The following is a 23,421-nucleotide window of genomic DNA, read 5'->3' as shown; positions in this document are numbered from 1 at the left end:
TCTAAAATTTTAAGTATTGAACATATTTTATTTTATGTACAACAGAAAAATCTAACTCATCTTACCTTCTAATAATCTCTCAATTACTTCCGGGAAATATTTTTGTTCTAATTCATGTATTTTACCGGCCACTTCTTCTGGAGTTTCATCACCCGATAAGGCTACCTTTTTTTGAAAAATAATATTCCCTTCATCATAATTTTCATTAACGAAATGAATGGTAATTCCAGTTTCTACTTCTTTATTCCCAACAATTGCTCTATGAATATACATACCATACATTCCTTTTCCACCGTATTTTGGCAATAATGCCGGATGAATATTTATGATCTTATGAGGGTAGACTGCAATGATATTTTCAGGAAATTTTAATAAAAATCCTGCCAAAACAATCATATCAGGTTGGATTTCATTTATTTTTTGTAATACAATTCCCTCAATTAATTCTTCTTTTGAGAAAATAACCGATGGAACTCCATAGTTTTTTGCTCTTTCAATCACTTGAGCACTTTGGTTATTTGTAAACACCGCTTCGACAGTTCCGATTTCTGTTTTTGCAAAATACTTTATGATATTTTCAGCATTAGTCCCCGATCCAGAAGCAAAAACCACAATTTTTTTCATAACCTATCCTATTTTAATTGCACAAAAAAAGGCATAAAAATTGAAAATAAATAACATTGCGACAGCTTTGTTAAAATAAATTTCATAAATTAGATGTCACATTTATTAACTTATTCGTTGTTTTAAAATAAAGTTTTTTATTTTTGCCAACAAATTAAATTCTAAAATTAAAGATTATGTCAGACATTGCATCAAGAGTAAAAGCGATTATCGTAGACAAATTAGGTGTTGACGAAAACGAAGTTGTAACAGAAGCAAGCTTCACTAATGATTTAGGAGCTGACTCATTAGACACTGTTGAGCTTATTATGGAATTCGAAAAAGAATTTGACATTCAAATTCCAGACGATCAAGCAGAAAACATCGCTACTGTAGGTCAAGCAATCTCTTACATCGAGGAAGCTAAAAAATAATAAATTACACACCCGTTTGCAATCTTGCTCACGGGTGTTATTATTTTTTTTTAAAATTAAATTCGAGATTGAATTTCAATCAAAACTATATTTATTGTAATACCCATGGCTCTTTCGTAATAGTAATACAGTAAAGAAAGCATGGGTTTTATTTGTTTAAAGATAACAAAAATAAAGAATTTATGGTATTAAGACGAGTTGTTGTAACAGGTTTAGGCGCTCTTACACCCATTGGAAATAACATTGAAGAGTATTGGAACGGACTTATTAACGGCGTTAGTGGAGCTGCTCCAATCACTTATTTTGACGCTTCAAAATTTAAAACTCAATTTGCATGCGAATTGAAAAATTTTAATGCTGAAGATTTCTTAGACAGAAAAGAGGCTAGAAAAATGGACCGCTATGCACAATACGCAATGGTATCATCAGACGAAGCTGTAAATGATGCCGGTTTCAATTTTGAAAAACTAGATAAAGACAGAGTTGGTGTAATATGGGGATCTGGAATTGGAGGATTAGAAACTTTTCAAATAGAGGTTCTTAATTTTGCTGCTGGTGACGGTACCCCAAAATTTAATCCTTTCTTCATTCCTAAAATGATTGCCGATATAGCTGGTGGTCATATTTCAATAAAATATGGCTTTAGAGGTCCAAATTTTACAACTGTTTCAGCTTGTGCTTCTTCTACAAATGCTATTATTGATGCTTTCAATTACATTCGATTAGGTCATGCAGATGCTATGGTAACCGGAGGTTCTGAAGCCGCTGTAACTATAGCAGGTATGGGTGGATTTAATGCCATGCATGCTTTATCAACAAGAAATGACGACCCAAAAACAGCTTCCAGACCTATGGACAAAGACCGTGATGGATTTGTTTTAGGAGAAGGTGCTGGTGCTCTTGTTCTTGAAGAATACGAACATGCAATTGCTCGTGGCGCAAAAATATATTGCGAAATTGGCGGTGGTGGTATGTCAGCAGATGCTCATCATATAACCGCTCCACATCCTGATGGATTGGGTGCTAAAAACGTAATGTTGAACTGTTTAAGAGACGCTGGTTTAAAACCTACTGATGTAGACGGAGTAAATATGCACGGAACGTCAACACCACTTGGTGATATGGCAGAATCTAAAGCTATACTTCATGTTTTTGGCGAACATGCTTATACAATGAATCTAAATTCAACTAAATCAATGACGGGTCATTTACTTGGCGCAGCAGGTGCTGTTGAAACAATTTCTTCTATTCTTTCCATGAAACATGGAATTGTACCTCCTACAATAAATCATTTTACAAATGATGAAAGCATTGATGCAAAATTAAATTTTACTTTCAACAAAGCTCAAAAAAGAGAAATGAATGTTGTTATGAGTAATACTTTTGGTTTTGGCGGTCACAATGCTTGTGTATTGGTAAAAAAATTAGAAATCTAATACTTATATATGCGTATAATCAGAAAAATATTTTCAAAATCCCGTTCTCCAGAAGACGGGATTTTTTTTGATTCTATTCAGAAAATATTGGGTTTCAACCCAATAAACTTAGATTATTACAAGAAAGCCTTTACGCATCGCTCCTCAAATCGCTTGGATGTTTTAGGAAATCCAATTAATTACGAACGATTAGAGTTTTTAGGTGACGCCATGTTAAGCTCCGTAATTGCAGCACATTTATTTAGCAAAGCACCTGCTGGAGATGAAGGTTACCTAACCAAAATGCGTTCAAAAATTGTAAGTAGAGAACATTTGAACGAATTAGGGAAAGACCTAAATTTAGTACAATATATTGAAAGCAAAGTGCCCATACAGCATTTTGGAGAAAACATACATGGCAATATCTTTGAATCACTCGTAGGAGCAATTTACCTGGATAGAGGCTATATCTATTGTGAAAAATTCATTCAAAAAAGAGTTATTGTTCCTTACGTAGATATCGCAAGACTCGAAGGAAAGGTAATAAGTTATAAAAGTTTGGTAATAGAATGGTGCCAAAAAGAAAAGAAAATATTTCATTATGATATTTTCGAAGACAACGCAATTGACGGGCAACGTTTGTTTGGCGTAAAACTAAGTATTGATGACAAAGTGATTGCAAGAGCAAGAGCAACCTCAAAGAAGAAGGCGGAAGAAAAAGCGTCCCAACGCGCTTATTTTGCATTTCAAGAAAAAATGGACCGAAAATAATATCAATTTTCATAAAACTATAACGTTTTCGTTCATAAATTAACAAAAACATCTTATTTTGAGAGGTCTACGCTTCAATAGAAATACTATATTTACATCTTATTTTTTCATGAAATGGCAATTCATAAATTGGATCTTGGCGAATTTGACGAAATAGATTACTATCTCATCGCAATTCATACTTCATTAGAAGACTATAGATTGGCTTATTTTATTAATCAAAGGCTGCCTATAAATTTGAGTAAAAGCAAAAATGAAATTCAAATTAATATAAAAGAAGGAGAAACAAATTTTTCGAGATTCTATTATAATGACGCCGAAAAAGAGGTCTCTTGGAATTTGATTCAAAATAAAAATGAAGTAATTCAATATAAAAAAGGAAGTACTCAAAATTTATTTTCAAATGTAACAATGGAAGTTTCAACAAAAGTTTTTTTGCTTCCAGAATTTAAAAAAGTAGATTACTTTTTAAAAATAGAAAATAATGAGGATACTATGAATGTATCAAAAATACAGATACTATTAAATACCATAGATAACGTATCAACAGTTTATACCGTAGATACAAATCAAATAAAATCAAAAAACAATTTAATTTTTTAATACAAATGCTTACAAACAAAAAAACAAAAATTGTAGCCACACTTGGGCCCGCATGTAGTACAAGAGAAATCATAAAAGACATGATTGATGCTGGTGTAAATGTATTTAGAGTGAATTTTTCACATGCTGACTACAATGATGTAAAAGAAAAAATTAATATCATACGAGGTCTTAATGAAGAATTTGGCTATACAACTGCAATCCTAGGTGATTTACAAGGACCTAAACTTCGCGTAGGAGTTATGGAAGAAGGTGTAGTAGTACATGATGGTGATTTAATTACATTTACGACTGCCGAAGACATTCTTGGGACAGCAAAGAAAGTATTCATGAAATACCAAAACTTTCCAAATGATGTAAATCCTGGAGAAAGAATTTTGCTTGATGATGGAAAACTTATCTTTGAAATCGTTGAAACTGATAAAAAATCAGAAGTTATAGCAAGAGTAATTCAAGGTGGTGAATTGAAATCTAAAAAAGGAGTAAATCTGCCTAACACAAAAATTTCTCTTCCTGCAATGACTGAGAAAGATATAGCAGATGCAATTTTTGCCATTGGACAAAACGTTGATTGGATTGCGTTATCTTTTGTAAAAACACCAAGAGACTTACAAGATTTACAGGAATTAATTGCACAACATTCTGAATATAAAATTCCAATTGTTGCCAAAATAGAAATGCCGGAAGCATTAGAAAATATTGACAAAATTGTTGCGTATTGTGATGCGTTAATGGTTGCCCGTGGAGATTTAGGAGTTGAACTTCCTGCACACGAAGTACCTTTAGTTCAAAAAGAATTGATTCGTAGAGCTAAAACAGCTCGTATTCCTGTTATCGTTGCTACGCAAATGATGGAAACAATGATCACAAGCTTGACGCCAACTCGTGCAGAAGTAAATGATGTTGCGAACTCAGTTATGGATGGTGCAGATGCTGTAATGCTTTCTGGAGAAACTGCTACTGGAAATTATCCTGTTCAAGTTATCCAAAAAATGACTCAAATCATTGAAGCAGTAGAAGATTCTCCGCTAATTCAAGTACCACAAAACACACCACAAATTAAAACAAAACGTTTTATCACTAAAACAATTTGTCACCATGCTGCAACTATGGCTAACGTTATCAAAGCAAAAGCTATCTGTACATTGACAAATAGTGGTTATACTGCTTTCCAAATTTCGGCTTGGAGACCTAATGCACATATTTTAGTTTTTACCTCTAATAAAAGAATCCTTACACAGCTTAATTTATTATGGGGTGTAAAATCTTTCATGTACACTAAAGATGTAAGCACAGATGATACTGTAACTGACATAAACGAAATTGTAAAACAAAAAGGTTTTGTACAAAAAGGAGATTTCCTTATCAATTTAGCAGCAATGCCAATTAAAGATAAAGGAATGGTTAACACCTTGAGAGTATCCGAAATAGAATAGTTTAAAACTACCTAAAATACTTATCCGTCTTGTCTCGTTTTTAAAACGAAATAAGACGGATTTTTTTATGCATCAATCAATGGTAATAGGATTTTCCTTTGAAAAAATTTTAAGACTATTTAAACAATCTTCTGCAAAATAAAATTTATATTTGAACAACAAATAACCCTACAAATTATGAGTTTCAATTCTAAAAATCCATTTTTAAACAACAAAACTTTTTCAACTGCAGTTTCAAAAAATGACGAAGTACATCAAGCTACTATCATTGACTATAACGATGAGATGACTTTGTCTGGCACCATCAATAAAAGTTTAATCTTGTTTTTACTCCTTACCGCTTCTGCAACAGTAATCTGGTGGTTGGCTTTCAACGGAATGAATCCGATGGTTCCTGCAATTGGCGGTGCTATTGTTGGATTAGTTTTAGTGCTTATTTCTGCTTTCAAACCACAATACTCTCCATATTTAGCTCCTGGATATGCTTTGTTCGAAGGACTATTTATCGGTGGAATTTCAGCAATATTTGAAGCAATGTATCCTGGAATCGTGATTCAGGCAGTAGGTGCAACTTTTGTTACTTTTATGGTTTGCTTGGGATTGTATAAATATAAAATTGTAAAAGTAACAGAGCAATTCAAATCGGTTATTGTGGCAGCGACACTTGCTATAGCAACGTATTATCTTATATCTTGGGTGTTTTCTATGTTTACAAGCTTTGTTCCCGTGCATTATGGAAACTCAATGATGAGCATTGGAATCAGTATTTTTGTTATTGTAGTTGCCGCTTTAAATTTATTTTTAGATTTTGACCGAATAGAAAAAGGAGCCGAACAGAAAATGCCAAAATACATGGAATGGTATGGCGCAATGGGATTAATGATTACACTGGTTTGGTTGTATATCGAGTTTTTAAGATTGCTGTCTAAATTAAACAGTAAAAATTAAAACCATCTAAGTTTTATAAAAGAGAAAACCTTTCCAAATTGGAAAGGTTTTCTCTTTTATGCAGCTTTCTCAAAAGCTATGTAGTGGCTTAATTGCCCTTTTGTATTGAAGACTGGAAATCCTTTTATCAAACAGGCATAAACATCTCCATTTTTTTTATAATTCATTACCGTTTTTTCAAAAGGTTGTTGAAGCGATATAGCAGTACGTATTTCGCTCGAAACTGTTAAATCGGTTGCATCACCTTGAAAAATTTTTGGGTTTCTACCTAAAACTTCTGCTTCGACATAACCATTCATCTTTATCATATTATGCGATGCAAAAACAATATTCAATTTAGTGTCTGTCAAAATTATTACCTCTTCCCTCAATCGAGTTTTTAAATCCCAATTATTTTGAATCCATTTATTTTGAGAAGATAACGCATGCAACTTGCTTAAATCCACAAAGATATTCTTCATCAATCCTAAAAAATCATTATGGAAATTCCAAGATGAAACGGGAACTGTCTTTACGCTTAAACCGTTGTGATACTTGGTAATAGCCTCTTCATATTGTCTAAAATTATTCATGCCCTTTTGTATTTAAAACCAAATATAATTTTATTTCTAAAAAGAAAACAACATATTCTAGACTTTAACCATTGTTGAACGAGTGAATTAGCCCATCAAAAATCAAATTTTAACTGCACAACAACAAACTTTTTCTCTTCAGTGTTTAAATTACTGAGTGAAATTCCAAGCAATCGCACAGAATCCTTCATGCGTTCTTGATACAACAACTCCTTTACAATTTCTACAATCAAACCTTTATCTGAAATAAAATAAGGTAACGTCTTACTTCGAGTTTGTTGTGTAAAATCACTGTATTTTATTTTTAAAGTAATTGTTTTACCGGCTACATTGTATCTTTTTAATCTTTTTTCCAATGCAGCGGCAATAACCTCTAATTTCTCAATCATGAAAATTTCTGAAGACAGATTGACGTCAAAAGTATGTTCGGCAGCAACTGATTTTGTAATTCGGTTTGATTTCACTTCGCTGTTATGAATTCCTCTTACAACATTGTAATAAAAGTTTCCCGATTTCCCGAAATGTTTCTCCAGGAATTCCAATGTTTTGCTTTTCAATTCCACTCCCGTAAAAATCCCCAGTTGGTACATTTTTTCGGTGGTTACTTTTCCAACACCATGAAATTTCCGAATAGGCAATTCTTCCAAGAACGAAATAACTTCATCCGGATTCACGGTTTTCTGACCATTGGGTTTGTTGTAATCACTGGCAATTTTAGCGACAAACTTATTCACTGATATTCCTGCTGAGGCCGTCAAGCCCACTTCGTCAAAAATACGCTGTCTTATTTCCTGTGCCAATAACGTAGCACTGGGATTCCCTTTTTTATTATTGGTTACGTCTAAATACGCTTCATCAAGGGACAATGGCTCAACTAAATCCGTATATTCATAAAAAATCTTTTGAATTTTACTCGAAATTTCCTTGTATCTGTCAAAACGTGGTCGTACAAAAATAAGTTCCGGACAATTTTTTTTGGCCATAACGCCACTAATAGCGCTTCGAACTCCAAATTTTCTGGCTTCATAACTTGCCGCAGCAACAACACCTCGGTTTTCTGAGCCACCTACAGCAATAGGCTTCCCACGCAATAATGGATTATCCATTTGCTCTACTGAAGCATAGAAAGCGTCCATGTCTACATGTATGATTTTTCTATTTGGAATTAATTCCTGCATCTAAACTGGTTGAATATGCACTGTTTTTTTCGAATGATTTAGTAACGCTAAAAATTATTTTTGATCTTCCACATGTAAATAGTTTTCTACAACTTCCGATTTATTTTTCTTTTCTGTTGGAAAAAAGAAACTAATGGGCCTCGACTTGAAATGATTCCAAATGGAAACTGTGACAAATCGCAATTCGAATAATGAGATAGCTCTAGAACGGAATGCAAGCCCTAGTGAAAGACTAAAACTTACTATAAAGTTAACCAATCCTATAATACCAATCCCAAAAACACCCCAGAATAACATCGAGTCACTTACCGCATAATTAGCACCGTATAAAGCCAAAGCCAAGTTTCCGCTACCAAAAGTGATGTGTCGAATATCAAGATTCAATCCTAGGAACAAACCAATAGATGCTGTACTTCCCATGAATATTCCAAACCAGAAATTTGAAATAATTCCAGCCCATCTTTTTCTATATAATTTGGCTAATTTAACCGTTCTTTCTTTTCCAAAACTCCTTTTCAGCAAAGGATGTTCTGTAATTCGGAAATACACTTGATTGTGTTTGTCCCTGTTTGCAATACTTCCGGAGATGATTCCTGATAAAAATAAAAACACTCCGGCAATAGCTGCATGAAGTATGGCTAACGAATGAATAGGACTCAAATCAATAAGCAACCCTTCCCATTTAGTTGCAGCAATATTGTATTGTAATGTGTAATCAATAGCCCAGATTCCAAGTAGCGAAACCGGAAAAGCCATGATTACATTCCCCACAAAAGCGATAAACTGAGAACGAAATACACGTGCAAAAAGAATAGCAAAAGCTTTATACTTTTCAGCATCTTTCCCTTTTTTTATAACACCTTCCTCCAGTGCTTTTATTAAAGCCGAGGCTGTCATGGCCGGTTGTTTTGTCGCCAGCGTAAAACCTAAAAGATAAATAGCAATGAATCCAAAAGCATAATTCATACTGTAAAGAAAAGCATGCCCAAAAAAACTGGTGTCAGCTTTAGAAAGCAAAACTTTAATAATGCATAAAATCCCCACTATAAATCCTCCTCCTAAAGCAGTTCTAAACATTTTGAAATACTCCTTACGGCTTTCAGTAATATAATGTTCACCGGTTTTAGCGGTATGTTGCGTTATTTCATAGGAAATAAGCTGAGTGCTTTCGCCAATGAATTTCCTGACATTATTTTTATAGCAATTGTACTTAATTAAGTGGAGAGCCAATGCAATTCCATTGTTTTTTTTATCAGTCCCTTTTTCTATAATCAATAATGAAATTAAAAACTTAAGCCGAACTAATTGCTGTCTAATTTTTAATAAATTCTGATTTACACGAAGCGAAATGCCATATTTTGAACTGTTATGAAATGCTTTCTCCACAAAGTCTTCACATTGCTTATGCAAAACCAATACCTGAGCATAGGACAAATCATCAGACTTAATAAAATGGTTTTCGGAATTTCTGATTCTGTCTTCAATTAGGAATAATTCCTTTTCAAAAGCCGTAAAAGGACTTTCATAATCATCAAATTCTGGCACCATTTTGATAACATCCGTTTCCAAGGCCCGACCACTAATGCGTTGCGTGATTAAATCCATTGCAACTAATACTTCCGACAAAACAGAATTAGGTTCAACACTTTCATAAATTGATTTAAATTTTAAAAGTCCATATAATTCTTCCAATTGACTTGATGGAATTTTGTTAATCCAAATGGTATCATTGGCTAAATGGAAAACCTGATTCAGTATGTATTCTAAAGTATCTTTTTGGGGCTGGTAGGGTAAAAATTTAGCGAATATTCTTTTTTTTACTTCAAAAATAAAGTCCACATCCTGCAGAATAGCTGCGTCAGAAAGTATTTTATTGAATTTTTTGTCTTTTACTATTTCTTTCAGATAGATTGAAAATTGTTCTCTGCAAGAATCATTTTCATTAAAAAAGGAAATGATTTCCTGTAAATCAACCGTTTCCAGATTTTTAATTTTCAAAGGTCTAATCAGCCTGATTAATTCGATTAAAGGTTCTAAGTTATCCTCTGTTTCACGCCAGGATTGGCTTTCTCCGAAAAACTTAATCAGTAGTGTTGCAGGTGTTGGCTTAGATTTTACTTTGAAAATTGGCATATTAAAATTCATTCGGTTTTTGTAAAAATACAAATCGACGCAATAACATCCATTAACTTATTCATAAAATAACTGTTAAACTAAATGCAAACTATCCTTTACACTCAATTAATGTTCTAAAATGTATTCGCTCAAGAACTAATTCATGGTATAATTAAGACTATTGTTTTTGATTATACAATCTTAACGGAAGATATTAAAGCATGAGAAATAGAAATATTTGATACCTTTGAGTTTCTGGATTAGCCCAGATAGAAGTGAAAATCTTCGATTGAAAAAAACTATTTTTTCTTTTTAAAAAAGAGCGACCCAAGAAGCTCCTTTTTTAAAAATAGAAAAAAAGTTTTATGATTGAGAAATTGAAACGAATAGCTGGATAAAGCTCCAAAATATTTATAAAAAATGATTGAAATAGAAAGAAAATTTTTGGTTTTAAACGATTCATTCAAAGCTGAAGCTTTCGCACAAAATCATATTGCGCAAGGGTATTTGAGTTCTGCACCAGAACGCACGGTGCGTATACGCATAAAAGGCGACAAGGGGTATTTGACCATAAAAGGAATTTCGAATGATTCCGGCATGTCCCGTTTTGAGTGGGAAAAAGAAATTCCTGTTGCTGAAGCAAAGGAATTACTATTGTTATGCGAGAAAGGTGTTATTGATAAAACCCGTTTTGAGATAAAACGAGGCGAACATATTTTTGAGGTTGATGAATTTTATGGCGAAAATGATGGCTTGATTGTCGCTGAAATTGAGCTTGATTCTGAAACAGAAACTTTTGAGAAACCAAGTTGGCTAGGTGAAGAAGTGACAAATATCAATCGCTATTATAATGCTTATTTAAGCACCAATCCATACAAAAATTGGTGATTTAATTACTTAATACCGCTATTGTCACTTGCATTCCTCCACTACTTTTATTAGAGGCTATATCCATAAATGCTCGTTTTGAAAGATCAATTTCTCTAGATTTTACAAATGGTCCTCTATCAGTAATTTCCACAATTACGGATTTTCCATTCTTTTCATTGGTCACTTTTACTTTTGTGCCAAAAGGAAGTTTTTTGTGTGCTGCAGTATATTTGTTATTATCAAATTTCCTCCCGCTAGTAGTCCGCCTTCCATTAAATTTATCTGCATAATAGGATGCATGTGCTTCTTTTTTATAGATTTTAAATTTTCCTAATGAAGTTATTAAAGAATCTATTTTGTTTTCTTCCAATTCAATAGTTGCTTTACCTTTCTTGAGCGTATCTTTTTGGGTTGCTGCTTTTTGTTTTTCTAAGATTGAACTTTGGCTGCTGACTAAGCTAATAATTGCAAGTAAAAAAAATAATGTTATTGATTTTTTCATATATATCGTATTAGTTAAATCTATTTTACAAAAACCATACCTAGATAAAAAAAGCCCTATTTCTAGAGCTTTAATTGGTTTTTAAAACCAAATTTTCCATGGAATCCTACTTAAAATAAGTACTAATCCTAAACCATAAAAAATAGAGAAAGTTTTGAATTTTGATTCACTAGCTATTAATTTTTTATGTTTTGACCAACCTATAGTGATTAAAAAAATTGCAATAATATTTATTAAAGGGTGCTCTAAAGCCAGTAACCTGCTCTCAGTTGTCAATCCACCCATGCCTACTGCTTTTATCATATCTAATCCGTTAGGAGAGACGAAATATAAAATAAAACCAACTAGTAATTGAGTGTGTATGGCTATTAAAGCAAACAATGCAATTTTCCTGTCTTTTGAAGTAAAATCTTTTTTAGAAGACATTCCAATAAAGGAATTAACCACTGCAATCACTAATACTAAAAGTGCTAAATAAGCCCAACCTGAATGGAATTTTTGAATAAAATTGTACATAAATAATGTTTTTGTTTTAACAAATATAAGAAAAAAAAGGCATAAAAAAACCACGCTTAAAAGCGTGGTTTTTCATTTTTTTTATTTTTTTAGACTATTTACCAAAAATATATCTAAGTGTAAATTGTGCTTGCCAAACATCAAAAGTTGACGCATTTTTCTGGAAAGTATCTTTAATTAAAACTCTGCTTCCATTAGGCTCTACTTGAGTTGCCAATTGATAAAAAGGAACATTTGCAGTAGTAGTTCTATAATTTAAAACGTTTGCATTAGTAACTCTTTGAGAAATACCCCAATCTTTATTAATAAAATTAGTAAAGTTTAAGATGTCAGCTCTGAACTGGAAATTGTTCTTTTTACCAGCAATAGTAATATAAAAATCTTGAGTTGCTGATAAATCTAGTCTATGCAACATAGGTAATACTCCTCCGTTTCTCTGAGCATATTGTCCTCTTCTTGTAGAAAGGTACTTGTCTTGATTAATGTAAGCATCGAAAGCAGCTTGTTGTTGAGCTTCAGTGTATGTAGTCACAACAGTTCCATTAGTAACAGAAAGTGACTGAAAACGAATTTCACTTGCTCTATTAGGAACATATATCAAATCATTATTATTTACTCTGTCTCCATTCATATCACCTCCATAAGAGTAAGAAAATGGTCCAGCTTGCTCACCAATATATCCTAAGTTGATTGAAGTTGCAGCTCCTACATTTTTACCGTATTCGATTTTGTAGCCTAAAATACCAACTAATCTGTGTGGCGTATTATTGTTAGACAATGCTAGCGGTAAGTCATTATTTCCATTTATAGATCTAGCACCGGTCCAAGAACCAGATGCAATAGAGCCTGGAGATAATAAATCATTAGCGCTAGAGTGTGTGTATGCAAAAGATCCCCAAAGACCTTTTTTGTAAGGATACTCTAATTTAAAAGTTGTAGAATAAAAAGTTCCTTTATCAGTATTAGTTAAAACAACTGCACTAGAAACATTATCATTTACACGAACACCTGCATCTGTACGAGCATATCTTGGTCTGTTATCTGGACCACTGAAAGTCCCTACTGGAGCATCAAAATTAGCATTATAATAATCGATAGCGTTTATGTTTCTTTGAAAAATACCTTCAACAGTTGCTACAAAACCAAAAGGAAGTTTTTGATCAACTGCAATGTTAGTTTTCCACACTTGCGGGAACTTAAATTTTTTGTCTGAGAAAGCCAATTCAAAAGTAGTAGGAAGAGTTGGAGTATCAGGAATAAAATAATCATTAGGATTAGGAGTAAATCCATATCCTCCATTAGCTAAAGCCGTACCACTAACATCAACAAAGCCAGTAAGAACTCCATTGTTTCCAATAGCATTAGACAAGTAAACAGATGGTGCTCTTCCTGTAAATACACCACTACCTCCACGAAGAAGCGTAGATGAATCTCCATTTAAGTCTAAGTTAAAACCAACTCTAGGCTCAAATAAATATTGTGTATCAGGCATATCCCCTGTATTGAATTTTTCTCCTTGAGCAAACGTTAATGCAGTAACTGCCGGGTTTTCAAGAGCGGTATCAGCAAACCATACTGATGTTGCTCGAAGACCTACAGTCAATTTAAATCTATCACTCAATTTCATTTCATCTTGCACATATAAATCAAGTTTATTAGACTTGAATATTTGCAAAGGTTCTTGAGCACCCGGTAAAGCTGAATATCTAAATTGTAATCTTGCCGGGAGTGCCGTTGTAGAAGGAATTCCTCCTGTGTTAGCTGATTGATTAGCAGCAGCGTAAAAATCATTCAATGAATTAAAAGTATAAACGCCATTAGATCCAGAGAAAAACAAATTACTTGATTTAAAATACTCAAAATTAGCTCCAAACAATAAAGAGTGTTTTCCTATTGTTTTTGTTAAATTATTTGTAAAGTGCAATGTAGAATAAGAAAGTTTATTCCCTTGTGTAAATGGATCTAAACCAGCTGATATAGCTGTTGTAGCCCCATCTAATATATCAATAGTTGGGAACAACCCACCACCTTGTAAAGCTCTGTCCTCTATTTGTTTATCATAACCTGCGATGAAGTTATTATACCAAGAATTACTTAATTTACTATTTAATTCTAAAACAGCGGATCTAGTGTTGTCTAGTATCACATAACCACTATTCTTGAAAGACATTGCTAATGGACTAGTTCTTCTGTTACCAAAACCTAAAGAATTAGAATTAGAAGTCAATTCATCAGAATTAGAATCATGATGTACATAACGAACTGTTAATTGATGATTATCATTAATATTCCAGTCAACTCTTCCTAAGAATTTTTTAGAAATCCTTTCAGCATCAAAATTCTCCCAAGGTCCAGTTGTATAATTAAACTTGTCTTGTAAAAAATTAGAAAGGGTTTGCATCTGTTCAAAAGTAGGTCTAGAAACCTGAGCACTAGGCTGTGGCGACCCTGTAGAAGTCCAAGTGGTTGCTGGGCTTATGTTCTCTAAAGTTTCAAAATTTCCAAAGAAAAACAATTTGTCTTTAATGATTGGCGCTCCTATTCTAGCTCCCCAAATTTTTTCTTCAAATTTCCCAGGAACGATTACATTATCTCCAGCTTTAGTTCCAATAAAATCTTTTTTATTACTACGGAATGAATTATAAACCGATCCCTCAACTTCATTTGTTCCACTTTTAGTAACTGCATTTATTCCAGATCCTAAAAACCCTGACTGACGTACATCATAAGGAGCAATACTTACTTGCAATTGTTCGATAGCATCTAAAGAAATAGCTGTTGAGCCTGTTCTACCTCCTGCTTGTGAATCACTTCCTAAACCAAAACCATTATTGAAAACAGATCCATCAATAGTAAAATTGTTTAATCTTGAATCCTGACCTCCAAAAGTACCATTACTACCCGCATTGGCATTGTACTTTGTAATAGCATTTATTGAACGTGCTCCAGTTACAGGAACAGCTGTGATTTCTCTGTTAGAAAACTGTTGAGAAGCTCCAGTTCTTCCTTTATTGAATGCTCCATTAGATTTTGTTGAAACTACAACAACTTCTTTAAGTAGATTAGATTCTTCTTCAACAACAACATTTACTGTTAAGCTGTTTCCAAGAGGCGCATTTATTTCTGTAATTTCTGTAGTTTTATAGCCAACATAAGTTACTTTAACTGTATAAGGACCACCTGGTCTAATTCCTTGAACTGCATATCCTCCATTACCATCTGTAGTAGAAAAATATTTAGTCCCAGTTGGATTGTGTCTAACCTCCACTGAAGCACCTGGAAGGGTCTCTCCAGAATTTGATTTAACAGTACCAGACATAGCAGAACTAGTAACCTGCGAATGTCCTAGAGCTGATAAAAAAATAATCAAAATAAAAATAATTCTTTTCATTTTTGTTTTTTGTTTAGTTTAAAAATATTTGGCAAAAATATAACATTTTTACTTTAAAAAGTTAACACAACGTTAAGAAAAGTAACTTTTCAAGTAGGATTTTTATCTTAAATTTTTTTTGGGTATTTTTTTAATAAAAAATGTAATTATCATTTATTTTATTAGTTTTTTGTCAATATTTTAACAAAAAAAGCAGGAATAAATTTGAGCAAAAAATAAGGCTATTTTTTAAAAAATTACTAAAACAGAGTAACTTATAAACAAAAAGCCCTGATTTAGATAAAATCAGGGCTTTTGACTTCTTTTAAATATTAAAAAAAGCAATAAAATTTCAAATTATAAAAAATATTATAAAATCGTAAAAACAAACAACATAAATCACCTTATTTATTCATCAGAAAATGATTCAATAAAAAGGTTGTAGAACTGTCATGATTTTCGACTGTTTTGGTATTAATTTCATCCAAAATAGAATTAGCCAATTGTTTTCCTAATTCTACTCCCCATTGATCAAAACTAAAAATATTCCAGATAATTCCTTGTACAAAAATCTTATGTTCATACAAAGCAATCAAAGAACCCAACGTTTTTGGAGATAGCTTCTGGATTAAAATGGTATTTGTAGGCTTATTGCCTGTAAAAACTTTAAACGGCAAAAGAAATTTAGCTTTCTCCTCTGAAATTCCTTGTTTATCAAACTCAGCCTGAACTTGTTCTCCAGATTTTCCATGCATTAACGCTTCCGTTTGTGCAAAAAAGTTAGACATTAGCTTATCATGATGATCATTATCTCCATATAAAGGAGTTATAAATCCAATAAAATCTGCAGGAATTAATTTTGTTCCTTGGTGAATTAACTGAAAAAAGGCGTGTTGCGCATTAGTTCCTGGCTCACCCCAAATAATAGTTCCCGTTTGATAATTTACAGGTTTTCCATCACGACCTACACTTTTACCATTGCTTTCCATAGTCCCTTGCTGTAAATAAGGAGCTAATTTTTGTAAATATTGTGTGTAAGGAATTAAAGCTTCACTTTCGGCACCAAAAAAGTTATTATACCAAACACTCAATAAAGCCAATGTTACCGGCATATTTTTGTCGAAATCAGCTGTTTTGAAATGTTCGTCCATTTCATTTGCCCCTTGCAACAATTCATCAAAATTATCGTATCCAACAGCTAAACTTATTGTAAGTCCAACAGCACTCCACAAAGAGAATCTTCCGCCAACCCAATCCCACATAGGAAATACATTGTTGGGGTTTATCCCAAACTCTGTTACTTTTTGGATATTGGTAGAAACCGCAACAAAATGTTTAGCAATATCTTCTTGGGTAGCTGATTCTAAAAACCATTTTCTGATAGTTTCAGAATTAGTCAATGTTTCTTGTGTGGTAAACGTTTTAGAAACAATTACAAAGAGAGTCGTTTCTGGATTTAGTTTTTTTATAATCTCATTTACATGATCGCCATCCACATTCGAAACAAAATGAACGTTTAGATGGTTTTTATAAAATTGTAATGCTTCAACTGCCATCGCAGGACCTAAATCAGAACCTCCAATACCTATATTAACAACATCTGTGAACGGTTTTCCCGTGTAACCAGTTCTTTCACCCGAAGTAACTTCATTAGTAAATGCTTTTATTTTACTTTTTACTTCATAAACTTCAGAAACCACATTATCTCCATCAACATTAATAACTGCTGATTCTTTGGCTCGCAATGCGGTATGAAGCACCGCTCTATTTTCGGTTTGATTGATTATTGCACCATCAAAATAATCAGCAATAGCACTTTTTAGTCCCACCTCATCCGCTAATTCTAATAATAACTGAAGCGTTTCTTGAGTGATAATATTTTTTGAATAGTCAATTAAAAAATCATTCCATTTCAAATTGAATTTTTCAGTTCTGGTTGCGTCCAATTGAAATAATTCTTGCATTGAAGCTTTTTGCATTTCGTTGTAATGCATTTCAAGTTTCTTCCAAGCGCTCGTTTCTGTTGGGTTTATTGTATTTAAAGCCATTTATTAGGTAGTTTGTAGTATTATTTGAATTTGGCAAAAATACTGAAATTAGTTTTAATGCTAAATGAGTTTACGATTATATAACAATTTAGCAGGAAAAACACTAAATAGTGACCATCCCACAATCACCTAAGTGTTACTATTTTGCTGTCAAATAAGTCTTTTCAACTTATTTATAGTTGCAGAATTATAAATTAGCAACACTATCCAATTGAAATTTTAACGGAGTTATCGTTTTAATGTATCGCTCTTTATTTCTTCCGCTCATGGGTTCGCCGGTAGGCAATTTTAATCGCAAAGCATCAACCTGAACACCATTTTTCCAAAATCGATAACATACATGCGGGCCAGATGCCAAACCTGTGCTTCCCACTAAACCGATAACCTGTCCTTGACTTACACGTTGCCCGCGCCTCACTAATATTTTAGACATGTGCAAGTATTGTGTCGAATAGGTTCCGTTGTGTTTCACTTTTACAAAATTCCCGTTTCCGGCAGTAAAACCACTTTGCTCTACAACTCCGCCAGCCGTTGCAGAAATTGGCGTACCGCGTGGCGCTGCATAATCCGTTCCTTTATGCGCTTTCCATCTGTGTTGAACAGGATGAAATCTACTGGTTGAAAATCGAGAGGATATTCTGCTGAATTTTATTGGAGACTTAAGAAAGAAATTTTTCAACGTTTTCCCATCTTCATCGTAATACTCTATTTTATCTGAGTCTGGATTTTGGGCAAAAGGAAATGCATAAATAATTTTCCCCTTGTATTCAAAAAAGGAAGCTTCCAGTTCTTCCACACCGTCATAAACAGTGTCATTTATGAATCGCTCTGTAAAAGTTATCGCAAAACGATCTCCTTTTTTGAGTTTCATAAAATCGATGGAATAGGCGTAAATTTTAGAAATTTTACTTGCCAAAGCTCCTTCAATCTTAGCATTACCTAAGGTTTCTGACAATGATTCTTTCAAAACTCCACCAATGGTGCGTCGTTTAATCGTAATGGGTTTTGTTTTTTTATAAGCAACAACAGCCGTGTCGCGTAAATCAACTACATAATAGTTTAACGCATCCGGCTGATAGATAAACACCTGTAAATCATTCTTCTTATTTTTTGACCGAAGCATTGTAAAAGGCTTATCTATTCTGATGGTTCTCACATCAAAAGTATCTTTTACTTTAGCGATAATATCATATACTTCTCGCTCTCCAATATTTTGTCCTTCTAGTAAAGTCCCAAAAGTGTCTCCCTTTTTTATAGTATCCTGAACAACATTAAAATCAGAATATTTAAACCCAAACTCTATCTTTTTAACTGCTGGTTTAATAATTTCTTTTTCTAGAATCTCATCAGATTTATTACAAGAAATCAAAGAAAATAATACTATAATTGCTAATAATACTTGTTTCAAACTATGTTTTTTTATTCAAATTATTTTTCTTCTCCCCAATGCGCCAGTTCTTCTGCCGACCATAATTCCGGAAAAAATATCCTGCGTTGGTATTTTGGATGCATGTACTTTTTCCAGTCACTTCCTCCTGTCGCTTCTCCATCACCTTTACCGCTCTGATCTATATATTTCTTTGCAGTATTCAAATGTTGCATTACCCAAGTAATATTTACCGTATGGTCATAATGACGCATCGCTAAAATTAACTCTGGATTTTTTTGATCTAAATCTGGAAGTTGTTTGAATTTTTGCCAAATGTTTATGGTATTATATTCTTCCATATGATTCAGGAACATCTTCTTATATTTTCTTTCGAATTCCTCCAGTAGAAAAGACTTTTTACCCGTATGATAATCTTTTCCGGCTGCTTGCCAATACAAATGCTCTAAGGCAAATTCATAAGGCGTATTCCTGTCTATTGACTCTCTATAACGGTGATCGATAAGATTTATTAGGTCTGTAGAAGAAAATTCTATTAAACGGTATTGCGCACTTTGAAAACCACTGGCAGGAGTTAGCGTATTTCTAAATTTCATATATTGATCTACTTCCATTCCGTCTCCCATAATGCTGAAAGAAGTCGTTAGCATATCAAAATATCGGCTAATTCTCATTAATCTTTCAGTGAAAAAATCAGTTTGAATATTTTCACAGTAGGAAATTTGGCGCATTTCCCAAAGTATCATCTTAAATATCAATTCATTCACCTGATGGTACATAATAAAAACCATTTCATCAGGAAGCGTTGTTCTTTGAACTTGAAGATTTAACAATGCATCTGTTTGTATATAATCCCAATACGTAATTGGTTTTGACCATAATAATCCTTCCAGTTGCGTCTCTGTTTTTTGATTTATTGCTTGGTATTTTATTTCAATTTCCTTTAAAATCGCTTCTGAACTATCAATATTATTCATTATTTATTTGTTTTAAAAGGATACTTCAATCCTCTATATGCATCTATATCTGCTTTTATAGAACCTACTGCCAAGCTGGCTTTTATTCTGATTGGTAATTTATTATCGTCATCTGAAATCCAGACCGTAAGACTTTCTTGTTCTTTAAAAACGCGTCCCGATTGTACCAAAGGTCTAAAAACCATCGTTGACACTACCCCAAATTTAGTGGTAATATTTTCACGGCCCATAAACTTTAGCTTGAATTTAGTAGTTTCATCATCAAAAAACATATCAATCGCAACTGACTCTCCTATTTTTAACTTATCAATTCCAGGATAATTCCTTAGATAATAGAAAGTAGACAAAATGTCTTGTGTGTTTTTAGGAACGTAAAGTGTTTTCTCTGTTTTATGCTTGTAATCTTTGACAAGGACTTTATTTGTAGACTGATTAAAAAAGCCTTCTTGGTTTTTAGTATACCCGCCTTCATTAATTTTTCGGACAAACTGGTATGGATTTCTGGTATCCTTATCAATATAGCTTTCGTATAAGTCATCTACTTTAAAGAAAAATCGAGACATTCCGGTAGTATATCCTCTACCTACGACATGAAAAGTCTTTCTGTTATTTACTGTAGCGTCTTTTACTTCCAATGTGGCGTAGCCGGCATTTACTATTCCATAATGAATTCGAAATTTAAACCACTCCCCCACATCATAAGCATCCTCTTTTGGAGAATCAAAACTTACGGTCAATATCACTACAAAGAATAGTATTATTTTTTTCATCATTACTTTATTCGTCAATTTATTGACTCTAATAGCAAATTTTGTTCCAAATATATTAAAACAAAAAAACTCAGTCAAATAATGACTGAGTTTTTATGCTATTAACTAACCAAAAAACTATAAACTATGAAATTTATATGAAATCAGGAAGGAAACCACCCCTTCCCTTTTTGCGAGTGCAAAGGTAGCTAACAAATTCAGTTATTTTAGTGAAAAATAAAGTTTAACACAACATTTACAAAAAAACACGCTGTTCATCGGTTATTTTTTCACAATATGTAAAAATAATGCTTTTTTACAACGTTCCTCGTAATTGCTGTTCTCTCTCGATTGATTCAAATAGCGCTTTAAAGTTACCTGCACCAAATCCTTTGGCTCCCATTCTTTGTATAATTTCAAAAAACAAGGTTGGTCTGTCTTGTACCGGTTTTGTAAATATTTGCAGTAAATATCCTTCTTCATCGGCATCAACCATAATGGCCAGTTTTTCGATTTCGTTCAAATCCTCTTTCATCATTTTCATGTGGTCTCCCAATCGTTCCGGAATTGCTTCGTAATAGGTATGCGGAGGAGCAGATAAAAATTCGATTCCTCTTGCTTTCAATTGCGATACGGTTTTGATAATATCATCCGTTGCAATAGCGATATGCTGAATTCCAGGTCCGCCATAAAAGTCCAAATATTCCTCTATTTGTGATTTTTTCTTTCCTTCGGCAGGTTCATTGATTGGAAATTTGATTCTTCCGTTTCCATTAGACATCACTTTACTCATCAACGCTGAATATTCGGTATTGATTTGTTTGTCATCAAAAGAAAGGAAATTCACAAATCCCATGACGTCTTCATAGAACTTAACCCAAGTATTCATTTCGTTCCAACCCACATTTCCTACCATGTGGTCTATGTATTTTAAGCCAGTTGGTTCTGGATTGTAATCAGATTTCCACTCCTTATAACCAGGCAAGAAAACACCAGTATAGTTTTTGCGCTCTACAAAAATGTGAACTGTTTCGCCGTAAGTATAAATCCCCGAACGTATCACTTCTCCAAATTCATCTTTCTCCACTGTAGGTTCCATGAAAGAACGGGCGCCACGTTTCATTGTTTCTTCGTACGCACTTGTGGCATCTTCTACCCAAAGTGCCGCTACTTTTACTCCATCACCATGTTTTCTCAAATGATCGTGTATAGGAGAATCTTGTGTTAATGGCGTGGTTAATACAATGCGGATCTTATCTTGTTTTAGCACATAAGATGTTCTGTCTTTTACTCCTGTTTCTAATCCGGCATACGCCAATGACTGGTAACCAAAAGCAGTTTTATAATAATGTGCCGATTGTTTTGCGTTTCCTACGTAGAATTCTACATAATCGGTTCCTAATAACGGAAGGAAATCTTGTGCTCCTTCAAATATTTTTTCTAGTCCGTATTCTACTGATTTTACTTCTTTTGACATGGTATTTATTTTTTGATTCGGTAACTCTAATTCTGTAACGCCGTTGATGGTACTACATTAGATTTACGCGGATTTATTAATTTTAAAAAATGTTGTTATTTACTCTAAAGTCCTAGCCCTGATGGAAGCGGCATCCTTTTTCTGGTCTCGTTTTTTAACGAGACCAGAAAAAGATAAAGCGTACAGCAGGAAATAGCTCCTAATTACTCTACCCAAGATTTGTAATACTGACCATCGTCTAATCCCATAGCTTCTTCGGTTACCATTAATGGGCGAAATGTATCCACCATTACGGCTAATTCATGTGTTATGGTTTGACCAATACTACGCTCCATTGCTCCTGGCGCGGGTCCGTGCGGAATCCCTTTTGGATGCAATGTAATGTGTCCTTGCTCGATATTGTTGCGGCTCATAAAATCGCCATCTACGTAATACAAAACCTCATCACTATCAATATTACTGTGATTGTAAGGCGCCGGAATTGCTTTTGGGTGGTAATCGTATAATCGTGGACAGAACGAACAAACTACAAATGTTGACGTTTCAAATGTTTGATGAACCGGCGGCGGCTGGTGCACGCGGCCTGTTATAGGCTCAAAATTGTGAATGCTGAATCCATAAGGAAAATTATATCCGTCCCAACCTACTACATCAAAGGGATGCGTGGCGTAAACAAATTCATGAATCATTCCTTCTTTTTTGATTTTGATTAGAAAATCTCCTTTTTCATCGTGGGTTTCTAATTCTGTTGGCAAAATAAAGTCGCGCTCGCAAAATGGTGAATGCTCTAAATGCTGACCTGATTCATTCTTATAACGTTTTGGCGTATAAAATGGCGCAAATGATTCTACATAGAAAAGTCTATTTTCGGCTGTTTCAAAATCAATTTGATAAATCATTCCGCGAGGAATAATCAAGTAATCACCATATTCGAAAGGAATATTTCCCATCATGGTGCGCAATTTTCCTTTTCCTTTGTGAATGAAAATCATTTCATCGGCATCGGCATTTTTATAGAAATAGTTGCGCAACGATTGTCTTGGCGCAGCCAATCCTATCGTACAATCTTTATTGACTAACATCGGTTTGCGACTGTCCAGAAAATCATCTTCAGGTTTTAACTCAAATCCTTTTAATAACAATGATTTTATGTTTTTTCCAATAGCAATTTTCGGCTCAACCGAATAGGATTTTAGAATTTCCTTTACCTGTGTTGGTCTGTGAACATGATATAATAATGAGGAATGGCCGTGAAAACCTTCTGTTCCAAAAAGCTGTTCGTAGTATAAACCGCCATTTGGTTTTTCAAATTGTGTGTGTCTTTTTTGGGGGAAATTCCCCAATTTATGGTATAAAGGCATGATTTTTTTGCTTAAAAGTTAAAGTTTAAAAGTTTAAAGTTGTATTGAACTAAACTTATTTAATTAAATCAAAAAAATGCAATTTATTC

20 protein-coding genes are annotated in these 23,421 nt (G+C 33.5%); 7 read left to right on the top strand and 13 right to left on the bottom strand.

The features are described from left to right. Positions 1 to 51 precede the first annotated feature (51 nt). Positions 52 to 624: a phosphoribosylglycinamide formyltransferase gene (locus CLV00_RS05180; protein ID WP_099714132.1), complete on the bottom strand. Its 573-nt coding sequence runs from the start codon at positions 622 to 624 to the stop codon at positions 52 to 54. A 176-nt stretch (positions 625 to 800) separates the two neighbouring features. Between CLV00_RS05180 and CLV00_RS05175 the strand changes: the two genes are divergently transcribed. The 6 genes from CLV00_RS05175 (at position 801) to CLV00_RS05150 (ending at position 6,210) form a co-directional block, all read left to right on the top strand. Then, positions 801 to 1,037, top strand: coding sequence for an acyl carrier protein (locus CLV00_RS05175; RefSeq protein WP_007137004.1), 237 nt, complete (start codon positions 801 to 803; stop codon positions 1,035 to 1,037). Between the two features lie 182 nt (positions 1,038 to 1,219). Next, positions 1,220 to 2,473 (top strand): beta-ketoacyl-ACP synthase II, encoded by a 1,254-nt coding sequence (gene fabF, locus CLV00_RS05170; protein WP_099714131.1) that lies wholly within the window; start codon positions 1,220 to 1,222, stop codon positions 2,471 to 2,473. A 9-nt stretch (positions 2,474 to 2,482) separates the two neighbouring features. Next, entirely contained in the window at positions 2,483 to 3,223 is a 741-nt protein-coding gene (locus CLV00_RS05165) for a ribonuclease III family protein (RefSeq protein WP_099714130.1), read from the top strand. Between the two features lie 114 nt (positions 3,224 to 3,337). After that, positions 3,338 to 3,826 (top strand): IPExxxVDY family protein, encoded by a 489-nt coding sequence (locus tag CLV00_RS05160; protein ID WP_099714129.1) that lies wholly within the window; start codon positions 3,338 to 3,340, stop codon positions 3,824 to 3,826. A gap of 5 nt (positions 3,827 to 3,831) precedes the next feature. Beyond that, a complete protein-coding gene (pyk, locus tag CLV00_RS05155; protein WP_099714128.1) occupies positions 3,832 to 5,262 on the top strand; it encodes a pyruvate kinase in 1,431 nt (476 codons plus the stop codon). 177 nt (positions 5,263 to 5,439) lie between these two features. Further along, positions 5,440 to 6,210, top strand: coding sequence for a Bax inhibitor-1/YccA family protein (locus tag CLV00_RS05150; protein ID WP_099714127.1), 771 nt, complete (start codon positions 5,440 to 5,442; stop codon positions 6,208 to 6,210). Between the two features lie 56 nt (positions 6,211 to 6,266). Here CLV00_RS05150 and CLV00_RS05145 read toward each other — a convergent pair whose 3' ends face one another. From CLV00_RS05145 to CLV00_RS05135, 3 genes are all read right to left on the bottom strand, one after another. Beyond that, the gene (locus CLV00_RS05145; RefSeq protein ID WP_099714126.1) at positions 6,267 to 6,782 is read right to left on the bottom strand and encodes a PAS domain-containing protein; all 516 of its coding nucleotides are present in this window, start codon (positions 6,780 to 6,782) and stop codon (positions 6,267 to 6,269) included. A 95-nt stretch (positions 6,783 to 6,877) separates the two neighbouring features. Further along, entirely contained in the window at positions 6,878 to 7,960 is a 1,083-nt protein-coding gene (dinB, locus tag CLV00_RS05140) for a DNA polymerase IV (RefSeq protein WP_099714125.1), read from the bottom strand. 54 nt (positions 7,961 to 8,014) lie between these two features. Further along, positions 8,015 to 10,105, bottom strand: coding sequence for a site-specific recombinase (locus CLV00_RS05135; RefSeq protein WP_233206858.1), 2,091 nt, complete (start codon positions 10,103 to 10,105; stop codon positions 8,015 to 8,017). Between the two features lie 390 nt (positions 10,106 to 10,495). Between CLV00_RS05135 and CLV00_RS05130 the strand changes: the two genes are divergently transcribed. Continuing rightward, a complete protein-coding gene (locus tag CLV00_RS05130; RefSeq protein ID WP_099714123.1) occupies positions 10,496 to 10,963 on the top strand; it encodes a CYTH domain-containing protein in 468 nt (155 codons plus the stop codon). 1 nt (position 10,964) lies between these two features. Here CLV00_RS05130 and CLV00_RS05125 read toward each other — a convergent pair whose 3' ends face one another. The 9 genes from CLV00_RS05125 to CLV00_RS05085 form a co-directional block, all read right to left on the bottom strand. Next, on the bottom strand, positions 10,965 to 11,447 hold the full coding sequence (locus CLV00_RS05125) for a septal ring lytic transglycosylase RlpA family protein (protein ID WP_099714122.1): 483 nt from the start codon (positions 11,445 to 11,447) through the stop codon (positions 10,965 to 10,967). Between the two features lie 81 nt (positions 11,448 to 11,528). Beyond that, on the bottom strand, positions 11,529 to 11,963 hold the full coding sequence (locus CLV00_RS05120) for a hypothetical protein (RefSeq protein WP_099714121.1): 435 nt from the start codon (positions 11,961 to 11,963) through the stop codon (positions 11,529 to 11,531). Positions 11,964 to 12,057: 94 nt separating this feature from the next. Next, positions 12,058 to 15,354 (bottom strand): TonB-dependent receptor, encoded by a 3,297-nt coding sequence (locus CLV00_RS05115; RefSeq protein ID WP_099714120.1) that lies wholly within the window; start codon positions 15,352 to 15,354, stop codon positions 12,058 to 12,060. A gap of 383 nt (positions 15,355 to 15,737) precedes the next feature. Beyond that, positions 15,738 to 17,381 (bottom strand): glucose-6-phosphate isomerase, encoded by a 1,644-nt coding sequence (gene pgi / locus CLV00_RS05110; RefSeq protein ID WP_099714119.1) that lies wholly within the window; start codon positions 17,379 to 17,381, stop codon positions 15,738 to 15,740. A 187-nt stretch (positions 17,382 to 17,568) separates the two neighbouring features. Continuing rightward, positions 17,569 to 18,789, bottom strand: coding sequence for a peptidoglycan DD-metalloendopeptidase family protein (locus tag CLV00_RS05105; RefSeq protein WP_099714118.1), 1,221 nt, complete (start codon positions 18,787 to 18,789; stop codon positions 17,569 to 17,571). Positions 18,790 to 18,809: 20 nt separating this feature from the next. Further along, a complete protein-coding gene (locus CLV00_RS05100; protein WP_099714117.1) occupies positions 18,810 to 19,745 on the bottom strand; it encodes a tryptophan 2,3-dioxygenase family protein in 936 nt (311 codons plus the stop codon). Further along, on the bottom strand, positions 19,745 to 20,515 hold the full coding sequence (locus CLV00_RS05095) for a DUF3108 domain-containing protein (RefSeq protein WP_099716243.1): 771 nt from the start codon (positions 20,513 to 20,515) through the stop codon (positions 19,745 to 19,747). The genes CLV00_RS05100 and CLV00_RS05095 overlap by 1 nt, the downstream gene beginning before the upstream one ends. A gap of 295 nt (positions 20,516 to 20,810) precedes the next feature. Continuing rightward, the gene (gene hppD / locus CLV00_RS05090) at positions 20,811 to 21,971 is read right to left on the bottom strand and encodes a 4-hydroxyphenylpyruvate dioxygenase (RefSeq protein ID WP_099714116.1); all 1,161 of its coding nucleotides are present in this window, start codon (positions 21,969 to 21,971) and stop codon (positions 20,811 to 20,813) included. Between the two features lie 203 nt (positions 21,972 to 22,174). Further along, on the bottom strand, positions 22,175 to 23,332 hold the full coding sequence (locus CLV00_RS05085) for a homogentisate 1,2-dioxygenase (RefSeq protein ID WP_099714115.1): 1,158 nt from the start codon (positions 23,330 to 23,332) through the stop codon (positions 22,175 to 22,177). Positions 23,333 to 23,421 lie beyond the last annotated feature (89 nt).

This window comes from Flavobacterium sp. 11 (assembly GCF_002754315.1).
GTDB lineage: Bacteria > Bacteroidota > Bacteroidia > Flavobacteriales > Flavobacteriaceae > Flavobacterium > Flavobacterium algoritolerans.
The sequence above is the reverse complement of the archived record's forward strand: the minus strand, read 5'-3'. Positions and strand labels throughout refer to the sequence as shown.

Excerpts from the sequence above, each read along its gene's own strand:
- pgi (WP_099714119.1), bottom strand. The coding sequence starts at position 17,381 with ATGGCTTTAAATACAATAAACCCAACAGAAACGAGCGCTTGGAAGAAA.
- CLV00_RS05120 (WP_099714121.1), bottom strand. The coding sequence starts at position 11,963 with ATGTACAATTTTATTCAAAAATTCCATTCAGGTTGGGCTTATTTAGCA.
- CLV00_RS05130 (WP_099714123.1), top strand. The coding sequence starts at position 10,496 with ATGATTGAAATAGAAAGAAAATTTTTGGTTTTAAACGATTCATTCAAA.
- pyk (WP_099714128.1), top strand. The coding sequence starts at position 3,832 with ATGCTTACAAACAAAAAAACAAAAATTGTAGCCACACTTGGGCCCGCA.
- hppD (WP_099714116.1), bottom strand. The coding sequence starts at position 21,971 with ATGTCAAAAGAAGTAAAATCAGTAGAATACGGACTAGAAAAAATATTT.
- CLV00_RS05165 (WP_099714130.1), top strand. The coding sequence starts at position 2,483 with ATGCGTATAATCAGAAAAATATTTTCAAAATCCCGTTCTCCAGAAGAC.
- fabF (WP_099714131.1), top strand. The coding sequence starts at position 1,220 with ATGGTATTAAGACGAGTTGTTGTAACAGGTTTAGGCGCTCTTACACCC.
- dinB (WP_099714125.1), bottom strand. The coding sequence starts at position 7,960 with ATGCAGGAATTAATTCCAAATAGAAAAATCATACATGTAGACATGGAC.
- CLV00_RS05085 (WP_099714115.1), bottom strand. The coding sequence starts at position 23,332 with ATGCCTTTATACCATAAATTGGGGAATTTCCCCCAAAAAAGACACACA.
- CLV00_RS05100 (WP_099714117.1), bottom strand. The coding sequence starts at position 19,745 with ATGAATAATATTGATAGTTCAGAAGCGATTTTAAAGGAAATTGAAATA.
- CLV00_RS05175 (WP_007137004.1), top strand. The coding sequence starts at position 801 with ATGTCAGACATTGCATCAAGAGTAAAAGCGATTATCGTAGACAAATTA.
- CLV00_RS05150 (WP_099714127.1), top strand. The coding sequence starts at position 5,440 with ATGAGTTTCAATTCTAAAAATCCATTTTTAAACAACAAAACTTTTTCA.
- CLV00_RS05145 (WP_099714126.1), bottom strand. The coding sequence starts at position 6,782 with ATGAATAATTTTAGACAATATGAAGAGGCTATTACCAAGTATCACAAC.
- CLV00_RS05095 (WP_099716243.1), bottom strand. The coding sequence starts at position 20,515 with ATGAAAAAAATAATACTATTCTTTGTAGTGATATTGACCGTAAGTTTT.
- CLV00_RS05160 (WP_099714129.1), top strand. The coding sequence starts at position 3,338 with ATGGCAATTCATAAATTGGATCTTGGCGAATTTGACGAAATAGATTAC.
- CLV00_RS05135 (WP_233206858.1), bottom strand. The coding sequence starts at position 10,105 with ATGAATTTTAATATGCCAATTTTCAAAGTAAAATCTAAGCCAACACCT.
- CLV00_RS05125 (WP_099714122.1), bottom strand. The coding sequence starts at position 11,447 with ATGAAAAAATCAATAACATTATTTTTTTTACTTGCAATTATTAGCTTA.
- CLV00_RS05115 (WP_099714120.1), bottom strand. The coding sequence starts at position 15,354 with ATGAAAAGAATTATTTTTATTTTGATTATTTTTTTATCAGCTCTAGGA.
- CLV00_RS05180 (WP_099714132.1), bottom strand. The coding sequence starts at position 624 with ATGAAAAAAATTGTGGTTTTTGCTTCTGGATCGGGGACTAATGCTGAA.